At 66.4% G+C, this 24,577-nt stretch carries 25 protein-coding genes; 15 read left to right on the top strand and 10 right to left on the bottom strand.

The annotated features are described in order from the left end of the window. Positions 1 to 44: 44 nt before the first annotated feature. Positions 45 to 1,172, bottom strand: coding sequence for a mandelate racemase/muconate lactonizing enzyme family protein (locus V6V88_RS05280; protein ID WP_062840413.1), 1,128 nt, complete (start codon positions 1,170 to 1,172; stop codon positions 45 to 47). 160 nt (positions 1,173 to 1,332) lie between these two features. Between V6V88_RS05280 and V6V88_RS05275 the strand changes: the two genes are divergently transcribed. After that, positions 1,333 to 2,235, top strand: coding sequence for a LysR family transcriptional regulator (locus tag V6V88_RS05275; protein ID WP_062840412.1), 903 nt, complete (start codon positions 1,333 to 1,335; stop codon positions 2,233 to 2,235). Here the strand turns inward: V6V88_RS05275 and V6V88_RS05270 are convergent. Both V6V88_RS05270 and V6V88_RS05265 read right to left on the bottom strand, forming a co-directional pair. Further along, entirely contained in the window at positions 2,232 to 3,422 is a 1,191-nt protein-coding gene (locus V6V88_RS05270) for an amidohydrolase family protein (protein WP_062840411.1), read from the bottom strand. The two genes, V6V88_RS05275 and V6V88_RS05270, sit on opposite strands and share 4 nt — an antisense overlap. Before the next feature lies 1 nt (position 3,423). Then, positions 3,424 to 3,621: a hypothetical protein gene (locus V6V88_RS05265; protein WP_056568607.1), complete on the bottom strand. Its 198-nt coding sequence runs from the start codon at positions 3,619 to 3,621 to the stop codon at positions 3,424 to 3,426. Between the two features lie 196 nt (positions 3,622 to 3,817). Here V6V88_RS05265 and V6V88_RS05260 point away from each other — a divergent pair, with 196 nt between their 5' ends. Both V6V88_RS05260 and V6V88_RS05255 read left to right on the top strand, forming a co-directional pair. Next, a complete protein-coding gene (locus V6V88_RS05260) occupies positions 3,818 to 4,330 on the top strand; it encodes an ASCH domain-containing protein (protein ID WP_062840410.1) in 513 nt (170 codons plus the stop codon). Positions 4,331 to 4,625: 295 nt separating this feature from the next. Next, positions 4,626 to 4,952, top strand: coding sequence for a virulence factor (locus tag V6V88_RS05255; RefSeq protein WP_056321394.1), 327 nt, complete (start codon positions 4,626 to 4,628; stop codon positions 4,950 to 4,952). Between the two features lie 85 nt (positions 4,953 to 5,037). Here V6V88_RS05255 and V6V88_RS05250 read toward each other — a convergent pair whose 3' ends face one another. The 5 genes from V6V88_RS05250 to V6V88_RS05230 form a co-directional block, all read right to left on the bottom strand. Further along, positions 5,038 to 5,196: a hypothetical protein gene (locus tag V6V88_RS05250; RefSeq protein WP_155721871.1), complete on the bottom strand. Its 159-nt coding sequence runs from the start codon at positions 5,194 to 5,196 to the stop codon at positions 5,038 to 5,040. Next, positions 5,183 to 5,431: a hypothetical protein gene (locus V6V88_RS05245; protein ID WP_081100999.1), complete on the bottom strand. Its 249-nt coding sequence runs from the start codon at positions 5,429 to 5,431 to the stop codon at positions 5,183 to 5,185. The genes V6V88_RS05250 and V6V88_RS05245 overlap by 14 nt, the downstream gene beginning before the upstream one ends. A 234-nt stretch (positions 5,432 to 5,665) precedes the next feature. Beyond that, a complete protein-coding gene (serS, locus tag V6V88_RS05240; RefSeq protein ID WP_056321392.1) occupies positions 5,666 to 7,012 on the bottom strand; it encodes a serine--tRNA ligase in 1,347 nt (448 codons plus the stop codon). A gap of 45 nt (positions 7,013 to 7,057) precedes the next feature. After that, positions 7,058 to 8,398 carry a replication-associated recombination protein A gene (locus V6V88_RS05235; protein ID WP_062840409.1) on the bottom strand — a complete coding sequence of 447 codons (1,341 nt, stop codon included), beginning with the start codon at positions 8,396 to 8,398 and terminating at the stop codon, positions 7,058 to 7,060. Positions 8,399 to 8,501: 103 nt separating this feature from the next. Next, positions 8,502 to 9,293 carry a deaminated glutathione amidase gene (locus V6V88_RS05230; protein ID WP_062840408.1) on the bottom strand — a complete coding sequence of 264 codons (792 nt, stop codon included), beginning with the start codon at positions 9,291 to 9,293 and terminating at the stop codon, positions 8,502 to 8,504. A 177-nt stretch (positions 9,294 to 9,470) separates the two neighbouring features. Here V6V88_RS05230 and V6V88_RS05225 point away from each other — a divergent pair, with 177 nt between their 5' ends. The 9 genes from V6V88_RS05225 (at position 9,471) to V6V88_RS05185 (ending at position 19,167) form a co-directional block, all read left to right on the top strand. Continuing rightward, positions 9,471 to 10,739 carry an amino acid deaminase gene (locus tag V6V88_RS05225; protein ID WP_062840407.1) on the top strand — a complete coding sequence of 423 codons (1,269 nt, stop codon included), beginning with the start codon at positions 9,471 to 9,473 and terminating at the stop codon, positions 10,737 to 10,739. A gap of 112 nt (positions 10,740 to 10,851) precedes the next feature. Further along, positions 10,852 to 12,411 (top strand): ABC transporter substrate-binding protein, encoded by a 1,560-nt coding sequence (locus V6V88_RS05220; RefSeq protein WP_081100998.1) that lies wholly within the window; start codon positions 10,852 to 10,854, stop codon positions 12,409 to 12,411. Between the two features lie 93 nt (positions 12,412 to 12,504). After that, positions 12,505 to 13,446 carry an ABC transporter permease gene (locus V6V88_RS05215; protein WP_056321384.1) on the top strand — a complete coding sequence of 314 codons (942 nt, stop codon included), beginning with the start codon at positions 12,505 to 12,507 and terminating at the stop codon, positions 13,444 to 13,446. Between the two features lie 9 nt (positions 13,447 to 13,455). Beyond that, positions 13,456 to 14,325, top strand: a complete 870-nt coding sequence (locus V6V88_RS05210; protein ID WP_056321381.1) for an ABC transporter permease — start codon at positions 13,456 to 13,458, stop codon at positions 14,323 to 14,325. Positions 14,326 to 14,327: 2 nt separating this feature from the next. Then, the gene (locus tag V6V88_RS05205; protein ID WP_056321377.1) at positions 14,328 to 15,335 is read left to right on the top strand and encodes an ABC transporter ATP-binding protein; all 1,008 of its coding nucleotides are present in this window, start codon (positions 14,328 to 14,330) and stop codon (positions 15,333 to 15,335) included. Further along, positions 15,332 to 16,330, top strand: a complete 999-nt coding sequence (locus tag V6V88_RS05200; protein ID WP_062840406.1) for an ABC transporter ATP-binding protein — start codon at positions 15,332 to 15,334, stop codon at positions 16,328 to 16,330. The genes V6V88_RS05205 and V6V88_RS05200 overlap by 4 nt, the downstream gene beginning before the upstream one ends. A gap of 29 nt (positions 16,331 to 16,359) precedes the next feature. Beyond that, entirely contained in the window at positions 16,360 to 17,232 is an 873-nt protein-coding gene (locus V6V88_RS05195) for a MurR/RpiR family transcriptional regulator (protein WP_056321370.1), read from the top strand. Positions 17,233 to 17,245: 13 nt separating this feature from the next. After that, complete coding sequence (locus V6V88_RS05190) at positions 17,246 to 18,718, top strand: D-aminoacylase (RefSeq protein WP_223574428.1); 1,473 nt, start codon at positions 17,246 to 17,248, stop codon at positions 18,716 to 18,718. A gap of 35 nt (positions 18,719 to 18,753) precedes the next feature. Further along, a complete protein-coding gene (locus V6V88_RS05185) occupies positions 18,754 to 19,167 on the top strand; it encodes a RidA family protein (protein WP_338618206.1) in 414 nt (137 codons plus the stop codon). 371 nt (positions 19,168 to 19,538) lie between these two features. On the opposite strand, the gene lolA is transcribed toward V6V88_RS05185, so the two are convergent. Both lolA and V6V88_RS05175 read right to left on the bottom strand, forming a co-directional pair. After that, the gene (gene lolA / locus V6V88_RS05180) at positions 19,539 to 20,174 is read right to left on the bottom strand and encodes an outer membrane lipoprotein chaperone LolA (RefSeq protein WP_056321362.1); all 636 of its coding nucleotides are present in this window, start codon (positions 20,172 to 20,174) and stop codon (positions 19,539 to 19,541) included. Continuing rightward, positions 20,174 to 22,555, bottom strand: a complete 2,382-nt coding sequence (locus V6V88_RS05175) for a DNA translocase FtsK (RefSeq protein WP_128827581.1) — start codon at positions 22,553 to 22,555, stop codon at positions 20,174 to 20,176. Before V6V88_RS05175 ends, lolA begins: the two co-directional genes overlap by 1 nt. 42 nt (positions 22,556 to 22,597) lie before the next feature. Here V6V88_RS05175 and trxB point away from each other — a divergent pair, with 42 nt between their 5' ends. The 3 genes from trxB to V6V88_RS05160 are packed head-to-tail and all read left to right on the top strand — an operon-like array spanning position 22,598 to position 24,547. Next, complete coding sequence (trxB, locus tag V6V88_RS05170) at positions 22,598 to 23,557, top strand: thioredoxin-disulfide reductase (protein ID WP_056321357.1); 960 nt, start codon at positions 22,598 to 22,600, stop codon at positions 23,555 to 23,557. Beyond that, entirely contained in the window at positions 23,544 to 24,221 is a 678-nt protein-coding gene (locus V6V88_RS05165) for a Smr/MutS family protein (protein WP_062840402.1), read from the top strand. The genes trxB and V6V88_RS05165 overlap by 14 nt, the downstream gene beginning before the upstream one ends. Beyond that, positions 24,218 to 24,547, top strand: coding sequence for a multidrug efflux SMR transporter (locus V6V88_RS05160; RefSeq protein WP_338618203.1), 330 nt, complete (start codon positions 24,218 to 24,220; stop codon positions 24,545 to 24,547). Before V6V88_RS05165 ends, V6V88_RS05160 begins: the two co-directional genes overlap by 4 nt. Positions 24,548 to 24,577: the final 30 nt, after the last annotated feature.

Genomic DNA, 24,577 nt, shown 5'->3' with positions numbered 1-24,577 from the left:
ATGCGCACCGCATGTGACCTTTTGCGCGGCGCCTCGCCAACGGCCTAGCGGCCGACGCGCGTCCACTTGCCGAAGCGTTCGACCATGCGCTCGTCAAAGCCGAATCCCAGCCCCGGCTCCTGATGCAGGATCACGCGGCCCTGCTTGTGGGTCAGTTGGCGGTCGACCAGCTTGCGGAAGTTCAGCACCTGGTCGTCCCAGAAGAATTCGACATAGCGCGCGTTGGGCGTGGCCGCGACCAGCGGCGCATGCACGTCGTGAAACCAGTGCGGGCACACCACCACGCCGTAGCTGGCCGCCGTGGCCGCGATGCGCTTCCACTCGGTGATGCCGCCGCAGACCGCCGCGTCCGTCTGCAGGATGCCGGCCGCGCCCTTGTCCAGCAGTTCCTTGTGATACCAACGGCCGTAGCCGATTTCGGCCGTGGCGATCGGCAGATGCGTCAGCCGCGCCAGCTTGGCATGGCTGTCGATGTCGTCCGGGCCGAACGGCTCCTCGATGAAGTACGGTTCGTATTGCTCGAAACGGCGGATGTACTGCATGGCCTGCGTCACGTCCTGCCACGCGTTATTGCAGTCCATCATCAACTCGACATCCGGCCCCACGGCTTCGCGCGCGGCCTTCAGGCGCGCTTCTTCCTCGCGGGGCGAGAGGCGGCCGGTCTTCATCTTGACGGCGCCAAAGCCCTTGGCCACATAGCTGGCCATCTCCTCGCCCAAATGCTGCGGGGTCTTGCCATCCAGGTAATAACCGCCGCTGGCATACGCCGGCACCGATTCCAATTCCATCGCGCCCAGGAATTTATGCAGCGGCAGGCCCGCGGTCTTGGCATTCAAGTCCCACAACGCGATGTCCAGCGCGCTCAATGCGCGCATCACCGTGCCCTGCCGGCCCTGCAACAGGGCTTCCTGATACATCGCCTGCCACAGGCCTTCGACCGCATGCGAATCCTTTCCCAGCAACACGGGTCCCAGCAGGCTCTGGACGGCGGCCTCGAAAATGGCGCCGCCGGCGCTGCCCACGTAGCAAAAGCCGATGCCTTCGACGCCATCGGTAGAGCGCACCTTGACCAGGCCATAGTGGCGGGTGGACACGGTGCGGTTGGAAAACGAGGTGACTTTATCCAGAGGCACCGCCGCGGCGCATACGTCTATGGATTCAATGATGGGCACGGGCAAGCTCCTTGATGACAGTGAAATCGGCTGGACCGATCGGCGCGCCGCGCGCTGCCTGATCGCCTGGACGTATTCTTCCCCCGACCAAAGAAAACAACAATTATCTTCACGCATCTTTAGAATACGGAAAAATCATCTTCCGGATAGACAGGCCGTTATGGACTCACGCTTTTTGCAGACGTATGTGCATGTGGTGGAACTGGGTTCAATCGCCCAGGCCGCCCGTCACCAAGGGCTGACGCCAGCGACGGTGCAGCAACGGCTGCGCGCGCTGGAAGCCGACGTGGGCAGCGCATTGATCGCGCGCTCGGGCCGCACCGTCAAACCCACGCCTGCCGGCGTGCGCATCCTGGAGCGGGCGCGCGCCATCCTGCGCGACGTGCGCGACCTGCGCTCGGCCGCGTCGGACACGGATCTGCCTGCAGGACCCTTGCGGCTGGGCGCCACGCCCACCGCCCTGACCGGCATCATGCCGCCCGTGCTGCGCACCTGGGTGGCGCGGCATCCGGGCATCGAGATCTATATCGAGCCGGCGCCGACCACGCTGCTCTACAGCAAGGTGCTGTCGGGCGAACTGGACGGCGCGCTGCTGGTGCATCCGCTGTTTCCCGTCCCCAAGACCTGCGCGTGGCGCGACCTGCGCCGCGAACCGCTGGTGCTGGTCACGCCTGCGCAGATGAAGGTCGACGACCCGCTGGCCGTCATCGCGCGGGAACCGTACATCTGCTATGACCGCAGCGTGGTGGGCGGCAAAATGGCGGACGACTACCTGCGGGCGCGCAGCCTGCGCCCCCGGGTCCGTTTTGAACTGGATGGGATCGAATCGATTGCCAAGCTGGTTTCCGAGGGGCTGGGCGTGGCGCTGCTGCCAGACTGGGCCAGCACGGGCGCGCCGCTGGCGCACGTCAAACGCTGGCCGCTGCCCGAGCCCTGTCCGGTTCGAACGGTGGGCGCCATCTGGCTGCGGTCAGGCGTGCGATCGGAATTGATGCGGGCCTTCGTGGAACTAGCCGAATCGCAGCTGGGCCAGGGCGGCACGACCGCCCAGCGCACGCGCTAGGCAATGGCGTCTTCGCCGTTGCGCGCCACGACCACGCCGCTGGACACCACCAGGCGCCGCGGCGAACGCTGCACCACGGCTTGGGCGATACAGCCCGCATCGGCCAGCACCAGATCGGCACGCGCGCCGGGCGCCAGGCCGTAGTCCGCAAATCCGCAGGCGCGGGCGGCGGCGCGGGTCACGCAGTCGAATGCCCACTCGATCTCGTCGTCGCGGCGCAGATCGTTGCGCAGCCCGATCAGCGCGGCGCGCTCCAGCATGTCGGGGCTGCCGTAAGGCGTCCAGGTGTCCCGGATGCCGTCATTGCCGCCAAAAAGCGTCACGGCCGCCTCGCGGCAGGCGCGTAGCGAGGGCACCGGACGAGACGCCGGCGCGGTGGTCAGCAGCGCGACGTCCAGCAGCGCCAACCGCCGCAGCAAGCCCTCCAGACGGCGGGCGTCGAGCGCGCCCAGGCAAAAGGCGTGGCTGATGACGACCTTGCCTTTCATGTCCAGCGCCTGGACGCGGTCCAGAATCAGCTCCAGCGTAAAAGCGCCCAGTTCGCCGGGCTCATGCAGATGGATATCCACCGGCTTGCCGTGCTTGTCGGCCAGGCCAAACAGCACATCCAGGGATTTCACGGGATCACGGTCGATGGCGGACGGGTCCAGTCCGCCGAGCACGTCGGCGCCATCGGCAAGCGCCTGGTCCAGCAGGTCGGCTGTACCGGCGCGCGCCAGGAGGCCCGACTGCGGAAACGCCACCGTCTGGATCTCGACGCGGCCGGCCAGCGCTTGCCGCGTGGCATGCACGCCTTCCAGGTGTTTCAGTCCGGCGTCGGTGTCGATATCGACGTGGGTGCGGATGCGGGTCGTGCCCGCGCGCAGGAACGCCAGAGCCAGCGCATGCGAATGGCTGGCGGCGTCGTGCCCGGTGGCGGCGCGCCAGTTGCGTTCGTTGTCGATGCGATCGGTCAGGGACGGGCCTACCTTGTTCACATACCAAGCCGAACCCCAGGTCGTCTTGTCCAGATGGGTGTGGCCTTCGACGAAGGCGGGCAGCAGCAAGGCGCCGCCGCCCTCTTCGACGTTCACGGCGGGATCGGCCTCAAGGCCGGGGCCGATTTGCAGGATGCGGCCGCCGCGCACCAGAACGTCCACGCCCTCGCCTTGCGGCGTGCGGACGTTCTTGAGGAGCAGATCCGCCATGTCAGACTTGGGGCGGTTCGATCCAGAAAAAGCGCTCGCCCTGGCGGACCATGTCGGCAACGCCTTCGGCGCCGATGCGATAGTCCGTGCCCATCAGCGTGGCCCCGCCGTCTTCATGGATATGGATGACGGCCAGCGGGTCGTTGGCCATGGTGTACCAGTAGTAACCGGGCTTGAGATTATGGAGGTCGGTAGTCATGCGTCGAGTATACAAACAACGCCTCGGCATTTTCAAAAAGACAACACATATGCAGCGCCCACCTGACAGGTAAGTCGTGACACGTCATACTCCCCGAAGCAGAGATTGAGTCCGTCTCAAGCAGGTGGCACGTGCGGGCCCCAGCCATAACAGCAATAAGCGCGCAAGCGTTCATCGCGAGGGATACAGCTAGCACATGAAACGGCAGTTACTTCAGTTCAGCGAACCGCTCAAGCAGGCCATTCTGGACGGGGCAAAGGTGCAAAGTCGGCGCATTCTCAAGCCGCAGCCGTCCAAGTTCACAACGGTCTGGTACGCGGACGCCGCCGATTCCGGCAGATGGGTGGCCATGGGGCCGTCGCCTGACAACCCGTCCGAGATGCGCAAGACTTCAAGCTGGGTCAGGTGCCCCTATGGAAAATCGGGCGAGACCATCATCCTGGCCGACGAAGCCGGCGCGCCGTTTGCCAGCGCCGTGGTCGTGGGCGTACGTATCCAGCGGCTGCAGAACCTGACCGAGGCCGATGCGCGTGCGGAGGGCACGCACGCGCTTTATCAAAGCTCGGCGCTACTGCCCGGCGTGCCCCTGCAAACGGCGTTCGCGCTGATGTGGTGCGAACGCTATGGCGCGCATGCGTGGGCGGCCAATCCCTGGGTGTGGGTGGTCGAATACCGCCAGACCGCGCCCTTCGACAAGTCGGATTACTGAGGCGCTGGCGCGCGGGCGCAACACCGCTCGCCCCGGCCGCCTGGAGTTGGTGTCAAGGTGTAACATCACGCCTCGGCTTCAGTTAATTCCATCCTATTTCAATCGACTTCAATCGCCATTTCGCCAGAGCGGACCCGCGCTGCCGCAGCGCAGCACCCGTCGCCGAATGAAAACGGGGGCGGTTGCGGATTGTCGCGATTGCGGCCGGGATGCTTACGTATAGCTGGCGCAAACCGCCGAAAATAGCGCCAACGAATACTCAACTTTGCTGCGTCTCGCAGCGGGCAGGTGCAAGATGAAAAAATGGCTTATTGCAGGTGTTGGCGCCGCGGGGCTGATGATCTCCAGTGTCGCCTTGGCACGCGTGGACGTCGGCATCTCAATCGGCGTTCCTGGAATCGTCTACCCGGCACCGGTCTATGTGGCTCCGCAGCCGGTCTACGTGGCGCCGCCGCCGCCGGTGTATTACCGCCCGGCGCCGGTGTACGTCGCGCCCCCGCCGCCGGTGGTATACCCGGCGCCGGTGTATTACCGTGGCGGACGCTACTACGATCGCGGCCACTATCACGGCCCGAAACACGGTCACGGGTATTACCGGGGCCGCGGCCACGACCGCGATTGATAATCGCTCGCGCCAAAAGCAAAGGCCACTCCTGCGAGTGGCCTTTCTTTTGTCGAGGCAATGTCCGGTGCCCCGTGACAACCTGTCAGGCGGCGGGCGCCTGCACAGGCTTTGCAACCACCGAGGCCGGTTGTTGCGCAACCGGTTTGGCCTTGTCATCGGCCCAACGCGGCGATTCCTGGACCAGATCGATCCAGCGGCGCGGCGCACTGGACGCCCGCCACCAACCATTATGCGGACGCATGAGCAAACTCCGGTTCACCGTTAAAACGCACACCATTAATGCCCTGGAACAGATGACGGCTTTCCTGTTCTGCTTCGTGCAAATCAGTGAACGGCGCCTGACCCGGCACCGTCCAGCATTTTTCGGGTGCGGTTCCGCCGATTCGGCGAGTCCATATTTGCACCCGATAACCCTGCTCGTCTTCCTTTGCCACAGAGCATCTCACACGAAAATCTCCAATCATTCTTGAAGTCATGGACAACTCCTTGTTATATAAGTGAATGAAGCGTGTAGAACGCCGGTGTATTGTGCCGTAACTATCCGGCCCTTTTATGCCAAATACACAATTGCTCACATCAAAAATCAAGCACTCACGTGAGCACGATAACGTTCCAAAAAGACAGCAATATGTCGGCAATGATAAAAAAAAACGGAGCCCGCAGGCTCCGTCTTTTTATCAGCCAAATGGCCGATGGACGCCGCGCGAATATCAGGGTTTTAGTACCGTAATACCGCCCATGTAGGGCTGCAGCGCTTCCGGAATCAACACGCTGCCGTCTTCCTGCTGGTGGTTTTCCAGCACGGCGACCAGCGCGCGGCCCACCGCCAGGCCGGAGCCGTTCAGGGTGTGGACATATTCCGGCTTGCCCTGGGCATTGCGGAAACGCGCCTGCATGCGGCGGGCCTGGAAGGTTTCGCAGTTGGACACCGACGAAATCTCGCGCCAGGTATTTTGTGCCGGCAGCCAGACTTCCAGGTCATACGTCTTGGACGACCCGAAACCCATGTCGCCCGTGCACAGCAGCACGACGCGGTACGGCAGATTCAGCAATTGCAGCACGCGCTCTGCGTGCCCGACCATTTCTTCCAGGGCCTCGTACGACTGGTCCGGCTGGGTGATCTGCACCATTTCGACCTTGTCGAACTGGTGCTGGCGGATCATGCCGCGGGTGTCGCGGCCGCCGCTGCCGGCTTCAGAGCGGAAGCACGGCGTGTGGGCGGTGAGCTTGAGCGGCAGGTCGGCGGCGGCCTGGATCGTGCCGCTGGCCACGCTGGTCAGCGTGATTTCCGAGGTGGAAATCAGGTACTGGTCTTCGCGCACATACGGCTTGCCCTGGTCGTCGACCTTGGGATCGTCGTCGCCGCCGCCCTTGGAGACCGCAAACATGTCGTCCTTGAACTTGGGCAGCTGGCCGGTGCCGTACAGCGTCGAGGCGTTGACGATGTACGGGGTGTAGCACTCGGTGTAGCCGTGCGTGCCGGTCTGCAGGTCGAGCATGAACTGGGCCAGCGCACGGTGCAGGCGGGCGATGGGGCCGCGCATGAACGAAAAGCGCGCGCCCGACAGCTTGGCGGCCATGTCGAAATCCAGGCCCAGCGGTTCGCCCAGCGCGACGTGGTCGCGCGGCTCAAAGCCCAGCGCGGGCGGGTTGCCGTCGGCGCCGGCCTGGCCGGGCAGCCAGCGGCGCACTTCGACGTTGTCGTCGGCGGACTCGCCCAGCGGCACGCTGGCGTGCGGCAGGTTCGGCACCGACATGAGCAGGTCATTGAGCGGCTGCTGCAGGGCGGCCAGCTCTTCCTCGAGCTGCTTCAGGCGCACGGGCACGGCCTGCGATTCCGCCATGACGGCGCTGGCGTCCTCGCCCTTGGCCTTCAATTGGCCGATCTGCTTGGCCAGCGCGTTGCGGCGGGCTTGCAGGGACTCGGTTTCGGTCTGGACGGCCTTGCGGCGAGACTCCAGGTCGTTGAACCGTTCCGTGTCGAAGGCGACGCCGCGGGTCTTCAGGCGGTCTACGACGGTTTGCAGGTCTTTGCGCAGCAGTATCGGGTCTAGCATGGTGAGGTCGGTGAGGTTGCAAAAAAGGCGGCGGGGGATTGCCCGTCACCGGTTCTTGGCGCGTTCCTGTGCGTCCAGCTCGCGCAGGAATGCCAGCTTCTGCTGGATTTTAGCCTCCAGGCCACGATCGGTCGGCCGGTAGAAGGAAGGCTTGAGTCCGTCAGGGAAATATTGCTCGCCCGCGGCGTAGCCGTGCGGCTCGTCGTGCGCGTAGCGGTAGGCCTTGCCATGACCCAGCTGTTTCATCAGCTTGGTCGGCGCATTGCGCAGGTGGATGGGCACCGGCGCGCTGCCGTGTTCCGCCGCGAACTTGCGCGCCTGGTTGTAGGCGTTGTAGACGGCGTTGGACTTGGCGGCGCACGCCATGTACACAACCGCCTGCGCCAGCGCGAGCTCGCCCTCGGGGGAACCGAGGCGCTCGTAGATGTCGGCGCCGTTCACGGCCAGGTCGGTCGCGCGGGGGTCGGCCAGGCCGATGTCTTCCACCGCCATGCGCACCAGGCGGCGCGACAGGTACTTGGGATCGGCGCCGCCGTCGATCATGCGGCAGAACCAGTACAGCGCCGCGTCCGGGTTCGAGCCGCGCACCGACTTGTGCAGCGCGCTGATCTGGTCGTAGAAGGCGTCGCCGCCCTTGTCGAAGCGCCGCAGGTTCTGCGACAGCGAGATTTCCAGCCAGGCGGCGTCCACCGTGTCGCGTCCGGCCGACTGCGCCGACTCGGCCACGACTTCCACCGCGCTGATCAGGCGGCGCGCGTCGCCGTCGGCCCACGCGGCCAACTGCTCGCGTGCGTCGGGCTCGATGCGGATGGTGTCGTCCGGTTCCTGTCCTTCATTGAGCGCCGCGACCGCACGGTCAACGAGCTGTTGCAGTTCTTCTGCCGTCAACGATTGCAGCACATACACGCGCGCCCGCGACAGCAAGGCCGAGTTGACCTCGAACGACGGGTTTTCGGTGGTGGCGCCGATGAACGTGAACAGCCCGCTTTCGACATACGGCAGGAAAGCGTCCTGCTGCGCCTTGTTGAAGCGGTGGACTTCGTCGACGAAGAGGATGGTGCGCCGGCCCTGGCCTTGCGCGACCTGCGCCACCGTCACGGCGTCGCGGATGTCCTTCACGCCGCCCAGCACGGCCGAGATGGCGATGAACTGCGCGTCGAAGCCGTCGGCCATCAGGCGCGCCAGCGTGGTCTTGCCCACGCCGGGCGGCCCCCAGAAGATCATGGAATGCGGGCGGCCAGAGTCGAAGGCGACGCGCAGCGGCTTGTCGGGTCCCAGCAGATGCGACTGGCCAACCACGTCGGACAGGGTGCGGGGACGCAGGCGTTCGGCCAGGGGAACATAGGGCCGATGCGCGGGATCGGCCGCGAAGAGATCGTTGCTCATTGGCAGCAGATGAAGGGGTGCAGCAAGGATTTCAAGTCTGCATTACACCATGCCCGCGCCCTGGCGCCCGCCGGCCGTTGCCCCAGCCGGCGGCGTAGCCGCCCTACGCCAGTTCGGGCGGGGCGAAGCGGCGGTTGGCCAGCACGGGCAGCACCTTGCGCGCGTGGGCGAGGCGCTCCGGGTCGATGTCGGCAAAGACCAGCGCGGGCGCTTCGCCGGCGCGCGCCGTGACGACGCCCAACGGATCCACCACCATGCTGCAACCGATGTTGCGCTCACCGCATTCGCCGGTGGCCGCGACGTAGCAGGTGTTCTCGAGCGCCCGCGCCGTGACCAGGACCTCCCAGTGCATTTCCTTGAGCGGGCCGCGCACCCAGGCGGCCGGCAGCACCAGCAGGTCGGCGCCGTCCAGCGCCAGCCGGCGGGCCAATTCGGGAAAGCGCACGTCGTAGCAGGTCATGAGACCCACGCGCAGGCCCGCGATGTCCAGCAGCGGCGGGATGTCCGTGCCCGGGGTGACATTGGTCGATTCCTTCATGGTGAAGGCGTCGTACAGATGCAGCTTGCGGTACTGCGACAGGATCTGGCCGTCGCGGATCGTGACCAGCGTGTTCCACACCCGGCCCTCGCCCGTCGGCACATGCACGCACATCATGGTGGCCAGGTCCGACCCGCGGCTGGCATCGAGCAGGCGCGTGATGAACGGACCGTCCAGCGGCTGCGCGGCCTTGAGCACGATCTGCGGATCGGTGATGTCGCGCGCCAGGATGCCTTCGGGCAGAACCAGGAGGCCTGCCCCGCCGGCGCGGGCGCGTTCCATCAGATCGATGCAGACCTGCGCGTTTTCTTCCCAGACGCGGCTGACGGCGAACTGGCCCAGGGCGACTTTCAGCATGGCATTTCCTTTGTCAAAGCACAGGCGCGCCTCTAGGGGCGCGCGGCATGGACCTATTTTCCCATCGTCCGGGCGGCGTGGCGTACGGGAAACTCCTAGCTCCCGCTTGTAAATTTCTTTCACGATAATGAAAAAAACTGGATTTGACGTAAATATTTTCCATATCGGGCCGCCATCATGACCAACTCCTCCTCTCCTGCAGCTCCCCTGGACGTGAACGGCAAGGGTCTGGGCGCGTTTCCCGAATCCTGTACCACCGCCGACGTGGCGGCGCTGAACTGGAACCTGCTGAACGAAGACGTGAGCCTGCCGGTGGCCGTGCTGTACGAAGCCCGCATGCGCCACAACCTGCAGTGGATGCAGCAGTTCATGGAGGCCTATCACGTCAAGCTGGCACCGCACGGCAAGACGACGATGAGTCCGGCCCTGTTCAAGCGCCAGATCGACAACGGCGCCTGGGGCATCACCCTGGCGACCGCACCGCAGGTCCTGGCGGCCTACCAGCACGGCGTGCGCCGGGTGCTGATGGCCAATCAGCTCGTGGGCCGCGCCAACATGGCCATCATCGCCCGTCTGCTGGAGGATCCGGCCTTCACGTTCTTCTGCATCGTGGATTCGGCCGCCAACGCCGCGCAGCTGGGCAAGTTCTTCGGCGACCAGGGCAAGGTGCTGCCCGTGCTGATCGAACTGGGTCCGGCGGGCGGGCGCACCGGCGTGCGCGACGACGCGCAGTTGCAGGCCGTGGCCGATGAGATCGCCCGCTGGCCCGGCCTGGCGCTGGCCGGCATCGAAGTCTATGAAGGCGTGCTGCAGGAAGAAGGCGCCATCCGCGCCTTCCTGCGCCGCGCCACCGACGCCTTGCGGGGCCTGGCCGCCGCGGGCCGGCTGCGCAAGAGCGGGCCCGCCCTTATCTCCGGCGCCGGGTCGGCCTGGTTCGACGTCGTGGCCGAGGAATTCTCGCAACTGGACATCGGCAGCCCGCTGGAAGTGGTGTTGCGCCCGGGTTGCTACCTGTCGCACGACGTCGGCATCTACCGCAGCGCGGCCGAGCGCATCAATGCGCAGAACCCGGTGGCCCGCCAGATGGAGCCCGGCCTGCAACCTGCCCTGCAGGTCTGGGCCTACGTGCAGTCGCTGCCCGAACCCGGCCGCGCCATCATCGCGATGGGCAAGCGCGACGCGGCCTTCGACGCGGGCCTGCCCACCCCTGCCCTGCTGTACCGGCCCGGTTCGGTGCAGCCCGGCGCGGCGCCGTCCCACTGGAAGCTGTCGGCCATGATGGACCAGCACGCCTTCATGCAGGTGGGCGACGGTGACGACATCCAGGTGGGCGACATGATCGCCTTCGACATTTCGCATCCCTGCCTGACGTTCGACAAATGGCGTCAGGTGCTGCTGGTGAACGAGCACTACGGCGTCACCGGCGTGGCCGAAACCTTTTTCTAGTCCCCCTGCCCGCGGCACCGCGCCAGGCCCACAGGGGACCGCAGCATCCGGGCACCCGGCGCTCATCCGATATCACGCGACAACCTGTTTCTGACCCTCTGGAGAGAGAATCATGAACTTCCGTACCTCCCGGCGAGGCGGTGGGCTGAAGAGCCTGCTCGCGGCCGGCGCAATTGGCTTGACCGCTTTGTCGACCCCCGCCCTCTGTGCCACGCCGGTCAAGGGAGGCACGATCTCTGTCGCCACCATCGGCGAGCCGCCGACGCTGGACCCGATGACCAGCACGGCCGACCTGGTGGGCATCCTGACCCAGCATTTCTTCGAGACGCTGTATACCTTTGACGCGAAGTGGAACCTGACGCCGCTCCTGGCCGACAAGATGCCGGAAGTGTCGGCGGACGGGCTGGTCTACACGATTGCGCTGCGCCAGGGCATCACGTTCCATGACGGTTCGAAGATGGATTCGTCCGACGTGCTGGCGTCCCTGAAGCGCTGGACCGAGACCGCCACGCGCGGCAAGATGGCCGCCAAGATCATCAGCGGCATCGAGGCCCCGGACGCCAACACGATCCGCATCACGCTCAAGCAGCCGTATGCACCGCTGACCGCCCTGCTGGCCATGAACAACAGCGCCGCGGTCATCATGCCCAAGGGCAAGATCGCGCCGTCCCTGACCGAATTCGTCGGCACCGGCCCGTATCAGTTGAAGGCCCGCGTGCCCGACCAATACGTGCAGCTCGTCCGCTTCGAGGGCTACAAGCAGCGCGAAGGCGAGCCCAACGGCTATGGCGGCGCCCGCAAGCAGTATCTGGACGAAATCCGCTTCGTGCCGGTCAGCAATGCCAACACGCGCGTCGAAAGCGCCGTGGCCGGCCAGTTCGACTACGTGGACTCGCTGCCCGTGGAATCGCTGTCCAAGCTGAAGAACGGCCGCTCGGATCCGGTCATGCTCAAGCCCTTCGGCTGGCCGCGCCTGGTGCTCAACACCAAGCAGGGCATCATGTCGAACCAGGCCGTGCGCCAGGCGGTGCAGCTTGCCCTGAACGAAGAGGACATGCTGTTCGCGGCGTTCGGCGACAAGAACTTCTACAAGCTCAATGGCGACCTGTACCCGGAAGGCTATCCGTGGGCCACGTCGCTGGGCGGCAAGGTCTACAACAAGGGCGACGCCGCGGCGGCCAAGAAGCTGGTGGACGGGGCCAACGTGCAGGACCGCAAGATCCGCATCCTGACCAGCCAGCAGTATGAGTTCCATTACAAGATGGCGCTGGTGGCCGCCGAATACCTGAAGGCCGCGGGCTTCACGGTGGACATGCAGGTGGTCGATTGGGCCACGCTGACGCAGCGCCGCCAGGATCCGGCCGTGTGGGACATCTTCATCACGCACAGCCCCTTCCTGCCTGAACCGGCGCTGATCGACTTCCCGTCCAAGGACGCGCCGGGCTGGTGGGACACGCCGCGCCGCAATCAGGTGCTGGACGCCTTCAACCAGGCCAGCTCGCAGGAAGAACGCGTCAAGCGCTGGGCCGACGTGCAGCAGGCCGTGTACGACGAAGTGCCGTTCATCAAGGTCGGCGACTTCAACGCCCAGGCCGCGCGCTCTCCCGCGCTGCAAGGCACGCAGGCCGTGCCGTGGCCGTACTTCTGGAACGCCTGGAAGGCGTCCAAGTAAGCGCACGTCCGTCGGGCGGCCGTTGCCGCCCGACGCCGCAGGCACCCGCGCGCGACCCGTTCGCGCCCGCGCAATGACCTCTAGGATTTCACCGTGTTGCGTTATCTCTTGAATCGGCTGGTCGGGCTGGTGGCCGTGATGTTCATCGTCGCGACGATCGTGTTCGTGATCATCCGCCTGACGCCCGGCGACCCGGCCGCAGTGATGCTCGGTCCGCAGGCCAGCCAGCAGGACATCGCCGCCCTGCGCGCGCAACTCGGGCTGGACCAGCCTGTGGCGGTGCAGTACGTGTCGTGGCTGGGCAAGCTGCTGCAGGGCGACCTGGGCCAGTCCATCTTCATGAACAAGCCGGTGCTGGCGGCGCTGGCCGACCGCGCCGAGCCGACGATCCTCCTGACACTGATGTCGCTGTTGATCGCCAGCGCCATCGCGCTGCCGGTCGGCATTCTTTCCGCGGTCAAACGGGGCACCACGCTGGACCAATCGGTGCTGTCGTTCTCGATGTTCACGTCCAGCGTGCCGAGCTTCTGGCTGGGGCTGCTGCTGATGCAGGTGTTTTCCGTGAAACTGGGCTGGCTGCCGGTGGCCGGTTATGGCGGCCCGGACGCCTCGCTGGCCACGCGCCTGTCGCACCTGATCCTGCCTGCGGTTGTGCTGGGCCTGGTGAATTCGGCCCTGATTACCCGCTTCATCCGCGCCAGCATGCTGGACGTGCTGCGCGACGACTACGTGCGCACGGCGCGGGCCAAGGGCCTGCCGGAACGCAAGGTCATCCTGAAGCACGCGGTGCGCAACGCGTTGATCCCGATTCTGACGGTGCTGGGCTTGACCACGGCGTTGCTCATCAGCGGCGCCGTCGTGACCGAAACCGTGTTCGGCCTGCCTGGTGTCGGCAGCCTGGTGGTGTCGGCGGTGCTGCGCCGCGACTATCCGGTCATCCAGGGCGCGTTGCTGATCATCGCGGCGATCTACGTGCTGATCAATCTGCTGATCGACCTGCTGTACCTAGTGGTCGACCCCCGCGTGCGTTACTGAGCCATCGACATGACGACTGCAACTTCCATGAATCCCGGCGCGGACCGCTGGCAGGTCCTGCGCCTGCTGGTGGCGCGCAAGACGGTTCTGATCAGCCTTATCGTGATCGTGGTGCTGGCGGCCGCCGCGCTGCTGGCGCCGTGGATCAGCCCCTACGACCCCTTCAAGCTGTCCATCATGAACCGCCTGAAGGCGCCGGGCGCCGCGCACTGGTTCGGCACCGACGACTTCGGCCGCGACGTTTTCAGCCGCGTCATCCACGGCGGACGGCTGTCGCTGATGGTGGGCTTTTCCGTCGTCATCCTGTCCAGCGTGCTGGGCATTGCGCTGGGGCTGATCGCGGGGTTCTTCCGCACGGCCGACAAGTTCGTGTCGCGGCTGATCGACGCGATGATGGCGTTCCCCGACATCCTGCTGGCCATTTCGCTGGTGGCCGCGCTGGGCCCGTCGCTGGTCAACGTGGTGATCGCGCTGGGCATCGTGTACACGCCGCGGCTGGCGCGCATCGTGCGGGCCTCGACGCTGGTGATCCGCGAACTGCCCTTCGTGGAAGCCGCCCGCGCGCTGGGCGTGCCCACCTGGCGCATCGTCACCGTGCACGTGCTGCGCAACCTGGTGTCGCCCATCCTGGTGCAGGGCACCTTCATCTTCGCTTACGCCATCCTGGCCGAGGCCGGCCTGTCGTTCCTGGGCGTGGGCGTGTCGCCCGACATTCCGACCTGGGGCACCATGATCAACGCCGGCCAGCAGTACATGGGATCGGCGGACTGGATCATGATCTTTCCCGGCATCGCCATCGTGCTGTCCGTGCTGTCGCTGCAACTGGTGGGCGACGGCCTGCGCGACGTCCTCGATCCGCGCCTGCGCAAGGAGCTGTAAACATGACCGCAAGCACCCGAGACATCGTGCTGTCGGTGCAGGGCCTGAAGACCTGGTTCCACAGCCGCGACGGCATCGCCAAGTCGGTGGACGGCGTCACCTTCGACCTGGCCCGCGGCGAGACGCTGGCCATCGTCGGTGAATCCGGCTCCGGCAAGTCCGTGACCAGCCTGTCCATCATGGGCCTGTTGCCCAAGCCGGCTGGCCGCATCGAGGCCGGCAAAATCCTGTTCCGCGACCGCCAGGGCGTGCAGCACGACCTGGCGCACGCCACGCCCGCCACGCTGCAACGCATCCGCGGCGCCGAGATCGCGATGATCTTCCAGGAGCCCATGACCAGCCTGAACCCGCTGTACACCGTGGGCGACCAGATCGCCGAGGCGGTGCTGCAGCACGAGGGCGGCTCGCGCGCCGCGGCGCTCAAGCGCGCCCGCGAGATGCTGGAGCGCGTGGAGATCCCGGCCGCCGACCGGCGCGTGAACGAGTATCCGCACCAGATGTCGGGCGGCATGCGCCAGCGCGTGATGATCGCGCTGGCCCTGGCCTGCAACCCCGCCGTGCTGATCGCCGACGAGCCCACCACGGCGCTGGACGTGACCGTGCAGGCGCAGATCCTGGACCTGCTGCGCCGCCTGCAGGCCGAGATGAACATGAGCATTCTGTTCATCACACACAACCTGGGCGTGGTCGCCGAGATCGCGCATCGCGTGGCCGTCATGTATGCCGGCCGCGTGGTCGAGGACGCCGGCGTCTACGACCTGTTCGAAAAGCCCACGCATCCCTACACGCGCGGCCTGCTGTCCTGCCTGCCGACCGCCGCGCTGCTCGCGTCCGGCGAGCGCCTTCGCGCCATTCCCGGCAACGTGCCCAGCGTGCTGGCGCTGCCGCCCGGCTGCACCTTCGCGCCGCGCTGCCCGCTGGCGGCGGACGACTGCCGCGCCGGCGTCCCCGATCTGGTGGCGGTGCGGCCCGAACACCGCGCGCGCTGCATCAAGGTAAATCCGCTATGACGAGTCCATCCACTCCCCGCGCCGCCGCGCCGCTGGTGCGCATCGACGACCTGAAGGTCCACTTCCCGACCTCGCAGGCGCGCAACGCCCCGGTCGTGCGCGCCGTGGACGGCGTGAGCTTCGACGTGCCGCGCAACACCATCGTGGGCCTGGTCGGGGAATCCGGTTCGGGCAAGACCACGACCGGCCGCGCCCTGCTGCGCCTGTTCGCCCCCACCGCCGGACGCATCGTGTTCGACGGACAGGACATCACGACGCTCAATGAAAAGCAGATGCTGCCGTGGCGCCGCCGCATGCAGATCGTGTTCCAGGACCCGTACGCCAGTCTCAACCCGCGCATGACGGTGGCCGAGATCCTGGGGGAAGCCCTGGACACCCACAAGCTGGCGCAGCACCGCCGCGCCGAGCGGATCGGCGAATTGCTCGAACGCGTCGGCCTGAACGCGGACCACAGCCGCCGCTATCCGCATGAGTTCTCCGGCGGGCAGCGCCAGCGCATCGGCATTGCGCGTGCGCTGGCGGTGGAGCCGGACTTCATCGTGGCCGACGAGCCCGTATCCGCGCTGGACGTCTCGGTGCAGGCGCAGGTGCTGAACCTGCTGCAGGATCTGCAGCGCGACCTGGGCCTGACCATGCTGTTCGTCGCGCACGACCTGGCGGTGGTCGACTACCTGTGCGACGACGTCGTGGTGATGTATCTGGGCCGCATCATGGAACGCGGTCCGACCAGCGAAGTCTATGCGCGCCCGCGCCATCCCTACACCCGCGCGCTGCTGTCCGCCGCCCCCGTGCCGGATCCGCGTGCCCCGCGTTCGCGTATCCTCCTGAAGGGCGACATCCCGAGCCCGGTCAACCCGCCTTCCGGCTGCGTGTTCCGCACGCGCTGCCCCCATGCCATCGACGCCTGTGCGGCGGCGGTGCCGCCGGCCGTCGGCGTGAGCGCGGACCACCACGTGTCCTGCATCCGCCTCGACGATCCCGCGCTCGCGGCATGAGTCCGCCCGAATTGATCCAGGAACCACACATGAACATCATCCGCGACATCGTCTTCCAGATACGCAGTCGGCGGGACGCATTGAGCGTGACAGAACGCAAGGTTGCCGACGCCATCCTGGACGACATCATCTGGAGCGCCAGCGCCACGGTGGACCAGCTTGCCGCCAAGGCCGGCGTCAGCATCGCCACCATCTCGCGGTTTGCGCGCACCGTCGGCTGCGACGACACGCGCGACCTGAAGATGAAGCTGGCGCAGGCCAGCACGGTAGGCAGCCGCTTCCTGGACCCCAGCGCGCCGGCCGAGGAAAGCACGTTCTACGCGCGCATCTACGCCGACATCGAAAGCACCCTGCGCGCGCATCTGCCGACGTTCACCGAGCCGCTATTCGAAGCCGCCGCGTCCATCGTGGACGGGGCGCGCATGATCTACGTCTTCGGCATGGGCGGCGCGTCGGCGGTGCTGGCGCAGGAAGTCCAGTCGCGCCTGGTGCGGCTGGGCTATCCCATCGCGGTCTACAGCGACGCCGTGCTGCTGCGCATGGTGGCGGCCACGCTCGACGAGCGCGACGCCGTGCTGGTGCTGTCGGCCTCGGGCCTGACGCCCGAGATCGTCGGCGCCGCGCGCATCGTCAAGCAATACCGCGCGCGCATCGTCGCCATCACCGACGCGTCGTCCGAACTGGCGAAGCTGGCCGACGTGGTGCTGCCCATCCGCACCGACGAGACCGACTTCATCTACAAGCCTTCGGCCTCGCGCTACGCGATGATGCTGGCCATCGACCTGCTGTCGACCGAACTGGCCATGCTGAACCAGGAAGAAAACCGCGAACGCCTGCGCCGCATCAAGCTGGCGCTGGACGAACACCGCGGCGGGCCGAACCGCCTGCCGCTGGGCGATTGATCGGGAATCCACGATGTACGACACCCTTATTGGCAACGTCCGGATCCTGGACGGTTCCGGCGGACCCGAATACCGCGCCAGCGTCGCGCTGGCCGGCGGCCGCATCGCCGCGATCGGCGAGCTGCCCGGCGCGCCGGCGCGCCAGCTCATCGACGGCACCGATCTCGCGCTGGCCCCGGGCTTCATCGACGTCCACACCCACGACGACACCAACGTCATCCGCACGCCGGACATGCTGCCCAAGCTGTCGCAGGGCGTGACGACCGTGGTGGTGGGCAATTGCGGCATCAGCGCCTCGCCGGTCACGCTGCGCGGCGAGCCGCCCGATCCGATGAACCTGCTGGGCAAGCGCGAGGACTTCCGCTACGCCACCTTTGCGGACTACACGCGCGCGATCGAAGCCGCGCGGCCGGCCGTGAACGTTGCCGCCCTGGTGGGGCATACGGCCTTGCGCAGCAACCACATGGACCGGCTGGACCGCGCCGCGACGCGCCACGAGGTGCTGGCAATGCGCGCCCAACTGCGCGACGCCCTGGCGCATGGCGCAATCGGCCTGAGCACCGGCCTGGCCTATGCCTCGGCGTTCGACGCGGACACGGCCGAGGTCAAGCTGCTGGCCGAGGCGCTGGACGAATTCGGCGCGCTGTACACGACGCACCTGCGCTCGGAATTCGCCGCCATCCTGGAGGCCATGCAGGAGGCCTTCGACATCGGCTTGCACGCGCGCGTGCCGGTGGTGGTGTCGCACCTGAAGTGCGCCGGCGCCGGCAACTGGGGCCGCACGAAAGAGGTGCTGTTCGCGCTGGAAAACGCGGGGCGCATGCAGCATGTGGGCTGCGACTGCTATCCGTATTCCGCCAGTTCGTCGACGCTGGACCTGAAGCAGGTCACGGACGAATTCGACATCGACATCACCTGGTCCGAGCCGCATCCGGAACAGGCGCGCCGCAAGCTGGCCGCCATCGCGGCGGACTGGGGCGTCACGCTGCTGGAGGCCGCCAAGCGGCTGCAACCGGCCGGCGCGGTGTATCACAACATGCACGAGGACGACGTGCGCCGCGTGCTGTCGCACCGGCTCACGATGGTGGGGTCGGACGGACTGCCCAACGATCCCATGCCGCATCCGCGCCTGTGGGGCGCCTTTCCGCGCGTGCTGGGCCATTACAGCCGGGACGTGGGCCTGTTTCCGCTGGCGCAGGCCGTGCACAAGATGACGGGGCTGTCCGCCGCGCGCTTCGGCCTTGCCGAGCGCGGCTTCGTGCGCGAGGGGCACCACGCGGATCTGGTGCTGTTCAACCCCGATACCGTCATCGACCGCGCGACTTTTGCCGCGCCCGTGCAGACCGCGGCGGGCATCGAGGCCGTTTGGGTCAATGGTGTCCTGTCGTACCGCAAGGGCCAGGCCACCGGCGAGCGCGCCGGCCGCTGGCTCCCGCGCAGCGGCGACCTGCGCGCGTCCTATCCCGCCATTCCGGCCGCTTCGTAGCGGCCGCCCCCGGACCACTTCAAGGAGAATCCTTCATGAGCGCGACTCCCAATCCCGACAACAACGGCATCACCCGCTACGGCGTGGCCGGCGGCACCGGCCAGGGCGGCTCGCACATGCCCTTCGCCCGCGCGGTCGGCGCCGACGGCTGGCTGTACGTTTCCGGCCAGGTGCCGATGGAAAACGGCGAAGTCATCGAAGGCGGCATCGTGACGCAAAGCCACAAGGCCATCCAGCAGGTGCTGGCCATCCTGCAGGAAGCCGGCTACGGCCCCGAACACGTCGTGCGCTGCGGCGTCTGGCTGGACGATGCGCGTGACTTTGCGTCGTTCAACAAGGTGTTCAAGGAATACTTCGGCGCAAATCCGCCGGCGCGCGCCTGCGTGCAGTCGAGTTTGGTCGTCGATGCAAAAGTGGAAGTCGATTGCGTGGCGTATAAGCGCCCCTGACACGCAGGCAGGTCGCGGAAGGTGTCTGACACCCCTGCGACGCCGGCTCAAACTGACGGCCGTCTCACGCGGGTGTCAGACACCGGGTTCCATTTACGGCTGCGGCAAGTCGGAAGGTGTCTGACACCCCTGCGGCGCCGGCTCAAACTGACGGCCGTCTCACACGGGTGTCAGACACCGGGTTCAATGCACGGCTACCGCCAGACACGGCATCGGAAGGTGTCTGACACCCCTGCGGCGCCGGCTCAAGCTGACGGCCGTCTCACACGGGTGTCAGACACCGGGTTCAATGCACGGCTATCGCCAGACACGGCATGCCAAATAAAAAATGCCCGGTTTCCCGGGCATTCTGCATTGGGCCAAAAACGCCGCTACATCTTCACCACATCCACGCCCTTGGGCGCGGTGAACTGGAATTCCTTGGCGGGCAGTTGGGGGTTGGGCTGGATGGCCGACAGGTCGACGCGGGTGGTCTGGCCGAACGAGTCGAGCAGTTCCACGCGCACCGGCAGGTTGTTCTTCATGCCGATGTCCACGCGCGAGAAACCGGCGTCGGCCGTGCGCGGCTTGGCGCGTAGCCAGTCGACACCATCCTTGGCCGGCAGCGCGCTGACGTCGAAGGACTGCTCCAGCGAACCCGAGCCGAAAAGAATGGCCGCGGGCGACGTGCCGATGGCGGCGTCGACCTTGCGTTCCGTGACCTGGGCCAGGTCGGGGTCGAACTGGAAGACCTGACGGCCGTCGGAGATGACCAGTTGCTCGTAGGGCTTTTGCACAGCCCATTTGAATTTGCCGGGGCGCTGAAACGAGAACACGCCGGTCTGCGCGGGTTGGGTGCGGCCCTGGTCGTTGACGGTGTACTGCGAAAACGACCCGGTGGCCGCCGTGACCGTGGACACGAAGTTGCGCAATTGCTCTTGCGCGCTGGCTGCAAGCGCCAGGGCGGGGACCAGGGCCGGAGTCAGGCCCAGCACCGCAACGGCGGCCAGGCGTTGAAACGTCTTCATCATGCTTCCTCTCGTGCGGCGGCTGCGGGAACCAGGATCTCGCGGTTCCCGTTGGATTGCATCGCCGACACCATACCCGATTGCTCCATCTGCTCGAGTAACCGGGCCGCACGGTTGTAACCAATCCGCAGATGACGCTGCACCAGCGAAATGGACGCGCGGCGGTGCTTGAGCACGACTTCGCAGGCCTGGTCGTACATCGGGTCGGATTCCGCGTCCCCGCCGATGCCCGTGACGCTGCTGGCGCCTTCAGCCCCGTCGCCGTCCAGGCCGCCTTCCAGGAGGCCCTCGACGTAATTGGGTTCGCCCTGCGACTTCAGGCTTTCGACCACGCGATGGACTTCGTCGTCGCTGCAGAACGCTCCGTGCACGCGCACCGGCAAGCCGGTGCCGGGCGGCATGTAGAGCATGTCGCCCTGGCCGAGCAAGGTTTCCGCGCCCATCTGGTCAAGAATGGTGCGCGAGTCGATCTTGGACGACACCTGGAACGCGATGCGCGTCGGGATGTTGGCCTTGATGAGGCCGGTGATCACGTCCACGCTGGGACGCTGCGTGGCCAGGATGAGGTGGATGCCCGCCGCCCGCGCCTTCTGCGCCAGGCGGGCGATGAGTTCTTCGATCTTCTTGCCCACGACCATCATCAGGTCGGCCAGCTCGTCGATGACGACCACGATGGTGGGCAGCGGCGACAAGGGCTCGGGCTGGTCCGGCGTGAGCGAGAACGGATTGGGGATCGGTTCCTCGCGCTTGATCGCGTCGCGGATCTTGGTGTTGTAGCCCGCCAGGTTGCGCACGCCCATCTTGCTCATGAGGCGATAGCGCTTTTCCATTTCGCCCACGCACCAGTTCAGCGCGTTGGATGCCTGCCGCATGTCGGTGACCACCGGCGCCAGCAGGTGCGGGATGCCTTCGTAGACGCTCATTTCGAGCATCTTGGGGTCGATCAGGATCAGGCGGGTATGCGAGGCGTCGGCCTTGTAGAGCAGCGACAGGATCATGGCGTTGATCCCGACCGACTTGCCCGAACCGGTGGTGCCCGCCACCAGCAAGTGGGGCATCTTGGCCAGGTCGGCCACCACCGGGTTGCCGGCGATGTCCTTGCCCAGCGCCATGGTCACGACCGAATGGCTGGCGTGGTAGGTCTGCGAACCCAGGATTTCGGACAGGCGCACCATCTGGCGGCGCGGGTTGGGCAGCTCCAGCCCCATCAGGTTCTTGCCCGGTATGGTTTCGACCACCCGGATGCTGACCAGGCTGAGCGCGCGCGCCAGGTCCTTGGCCAGGTTGACGATCTGGCTGCCCTTCACGCCGGTGGCCGGCTCGATTTCGTAGCGGGTGATGACGGGGCCGGCCTGCGCCGCGACCACGGTGACCGACACGCCAAAGTCGGCCAGCTTCTTTTCGATCAGGCGCGAGGTGAATTCAATGGTCTCGGCCGACACGGTTTCCTGGTTGTTCAGGGGCGGGTCGAGCAGGCCAAGGGTGGGCAGATCGCCTTCGGCGCCGCCGGTGGGCGGGAAGAACAGGGATTGCTGCTTTTCCTTTTCGACGCGCTCGGACTTGGGCACCACGGTGATGGCCGGTTCGATGCGGACCGGCTGCTCGTGCACCAGTTTTTCCTGCTTGGCCACCACCTGCTCGGTGCGCACGGCCTTGGCGACTTCGCCGACCTTGCGGTCCTGGCGCGCGGTGTAGGAGTTGCGCATCTTGCGGACCAGGCCTTCCAGCCAGGAACCGACGCGCTCGGCGACCGCCAGCCACGAAAACGAGAAGAACAGACTGAGTCCGATTGCCAGCATGACCAGGAAGGCCAGCGTGGCGCCGGTAAAGCCGATGCTGCTGCCGATGAGGTCCGCCAGCATCTGGCCGATGACGCCGCCCGCGCCGCTTGCCGTTTCCGACGCGCCGGGCAGATGCGTGCCGCGGCTGGCCAGGCGCAGGGCTTCCATGCCCAGCGAGCCCATCATCAGCAGGAAAAAGCCAATGCCCTCTTCCCAGTGGACGCGCGGCAGCACTTCGGGTTGCTTGCTGTTGGCCACGCGCAACTGCGCGGCCAGGCGCCGGTAGCCAGCCCGCACGCGATGCAGCAGCAGGACGACCCACCACCAGGCGGAGAAACCAAAGAGATAGAGGAGGATGTCCGCCAGGTAGGCGCCCAGGCGTCCGCCCTGGTTGCGCACGACATCGCCCGGAACCGAGTGCGACCAGCCAGGGTCGGACGCGCTCCAGGTGGCGAGCACCAGGGTAAGCCAGGCCGCCAGGGCGGCAAAGAGGATCCAGCGGGCTTCACGCAACAACGCGGAAATGCGCGTTTGCAGCGGCGAGGGTCCGTTGCGGGTGTTGCGCGAGGCGCGCGGAGAAGCAGTCGAGATACGCGGCATGCGGCTCATTATAATTGGGCGTTACCCTAAAGATACCTGCCCATGTCCACGCCTACGCACGCTAAAGTTTTGATACTCGGTTCCGGCCCCGCCGGTTACACGGCGGCCGTCTATGCGGCACGCGCCAATCTTAACCCTGTTCTTGTTACAGGTTTGGCCCAAGGCGGCCAGCTCATGACCACCACGGACGTCGACAATTGGCCGGCCGACGCGGATGGCGTGCAGGGCCCGGACCTGATGCAGCGCTTCCAGAAGCACGCCGAACGCTTCAACACGGAAATGCTGTTCGACCACATCGCCAAGGTCGACCTCTCCAAGCGCCCCTTCACCCTGACCGGCGACACCGGCAAGGTCTACACCTGCGACGCGCTCATCATCGCCACGGGCGCCTCGGCCAAGTACCTGGGCCTGCCGTCCGAGCAGTCCTTCATGGGCCGCGGCGTCTCCGGCTGCGCCACCTGCGACGGTTTCTTCTACCGCAACCAGGACGTGGTGGTGGTCGGCGGCGGCAATACCGCTGTCGAGGAAGCCCTGTACCTGTCCAACATCTGCCGCAAGGTCACGCTAATCCACCGCCGCGACAAGTTCCGCGCCGAGCCGATCCTGGTCGACAAGCTGATGAGCAAGGTCGAAAACGGCAACATGGAACTCAAGCTGTTCCACACGCTGGAAGAAGTCCTCGGCGACGACAGCGGCGTGACCGGCGTGCGTGTTCGCCACGTGGACACCGGCGCCACCGAAGACATGGCCGTCACCGGCGCCTTCATCGCCATCGGTCACCAGCCCAACACGGAAATCTTCCAGGGCCAGCTCGAGATGAAGGACGGCTACATCGTCACCAAGAGCGGCCTGTCCGGCATGGCCACCATGACCTCGGTGCCGGGCGTGTTTGCCGCCGGCGACGTGCAGGACCACGTCTACCGTCAGGCCATCACCAGCGCCGGCACGGGCTGCATGGCGGCCCTGGACGCCCAACGGTGGCTGGAGAATGCGGGGCAGTAAGGTCGGCCTGGCCGACCTGAAACGCCTGAAGAAGGACCTGCAGGAAGAACGCGAGCGCGCCGCCCTTGCCCCGCAACGGGCGGCGGCGGCAGCGGCCGCGCGCCCTGCGTCGCCCCCCGAGGACGACCTGGCGGCGTTCAAGCGCTCGATGAAGTCCGTCACGCCGATCCGGCACGCGCAACGCGTCGAGCACAAGCCCGCCCCCGAACCCGCGCCCGCCCTGCGCCGCGCCAACGCGCTGGGCGAAACGCCCAACCGCGCCGACGCGGGCGTCTCTGACGGCGGCGAGATCACGCACCTGCTGTCCGAAGGCGGCACCGCATTCGTGCGCGGCGACGTGGCGCCCGACACCGCGCGCAATTTGCGCCGCGGCCAATGGCGCGCCGGCGCGGAACTCGATCTGCACGGGCTGCGCGTCGAGCAGGCGCGCCATGCCCTGCTGTCTTTCCTGGACGAGTGCCAGGAACACGGCATCCGCTGCGTGCGCATCGTGCACGGCAAGGGCTACAACTCTGAAGGCCTGGAGCCGGTGCTGAAAGACAAGGCCCGGACGTGGCTGGTCCAGAAGGCCGACGTCATGGCGTTCTCCGAGGCCCCCGAGCGCGAAGGCGGCGCGGGCGCCCTGTTGGTGCTGCTGCGCCAGTCCGAGGGGCCGCGCAAATGAAGTGGCTTTATCTGGCGGTGGCGATCGTCGCAGAGATCTTCGCCACCAGCGCCCTCAAGGGCTCCGAAGGTTTCACGCGGCTCGTGCCGTCTGTCATCACCGTCTTCGGCTACCTGATTTCGTTCTACTTCCTGTCGCTGACGCTGCGCGAGATTCCCGTGGGCATCGCCTACGCGATCTGGTCCGGCGTCGGCATCGTGCTGATCTCCATCGTGGGCACGGTGCTGTTCAAGCAGCACCTGGACGCACCCGCGCTCATCGGCATCGGCCTCATCATCGCCGGCGTGGTGGTGATGAACGTCTTCTCCAAATCCGTCTCGCATTGACGACGTTCTCCGCAGTTCGGATACAAGGCC

This window comes from Achromobacter sp. E1, from assembly GCF_037039475.1.
Classification (GTDB): domain Bacteria; phylum Pseudomonadota; class Gammaproteobacteria; order Burkholderiales; family Burkholderiaceae_B; genus Achromobacter; species Achromobacter mucicolens.
Note: the sequence above shows the minus strand (reverse complement) of the source record. Positions and strands in the feature narration are given on the sequence as shown.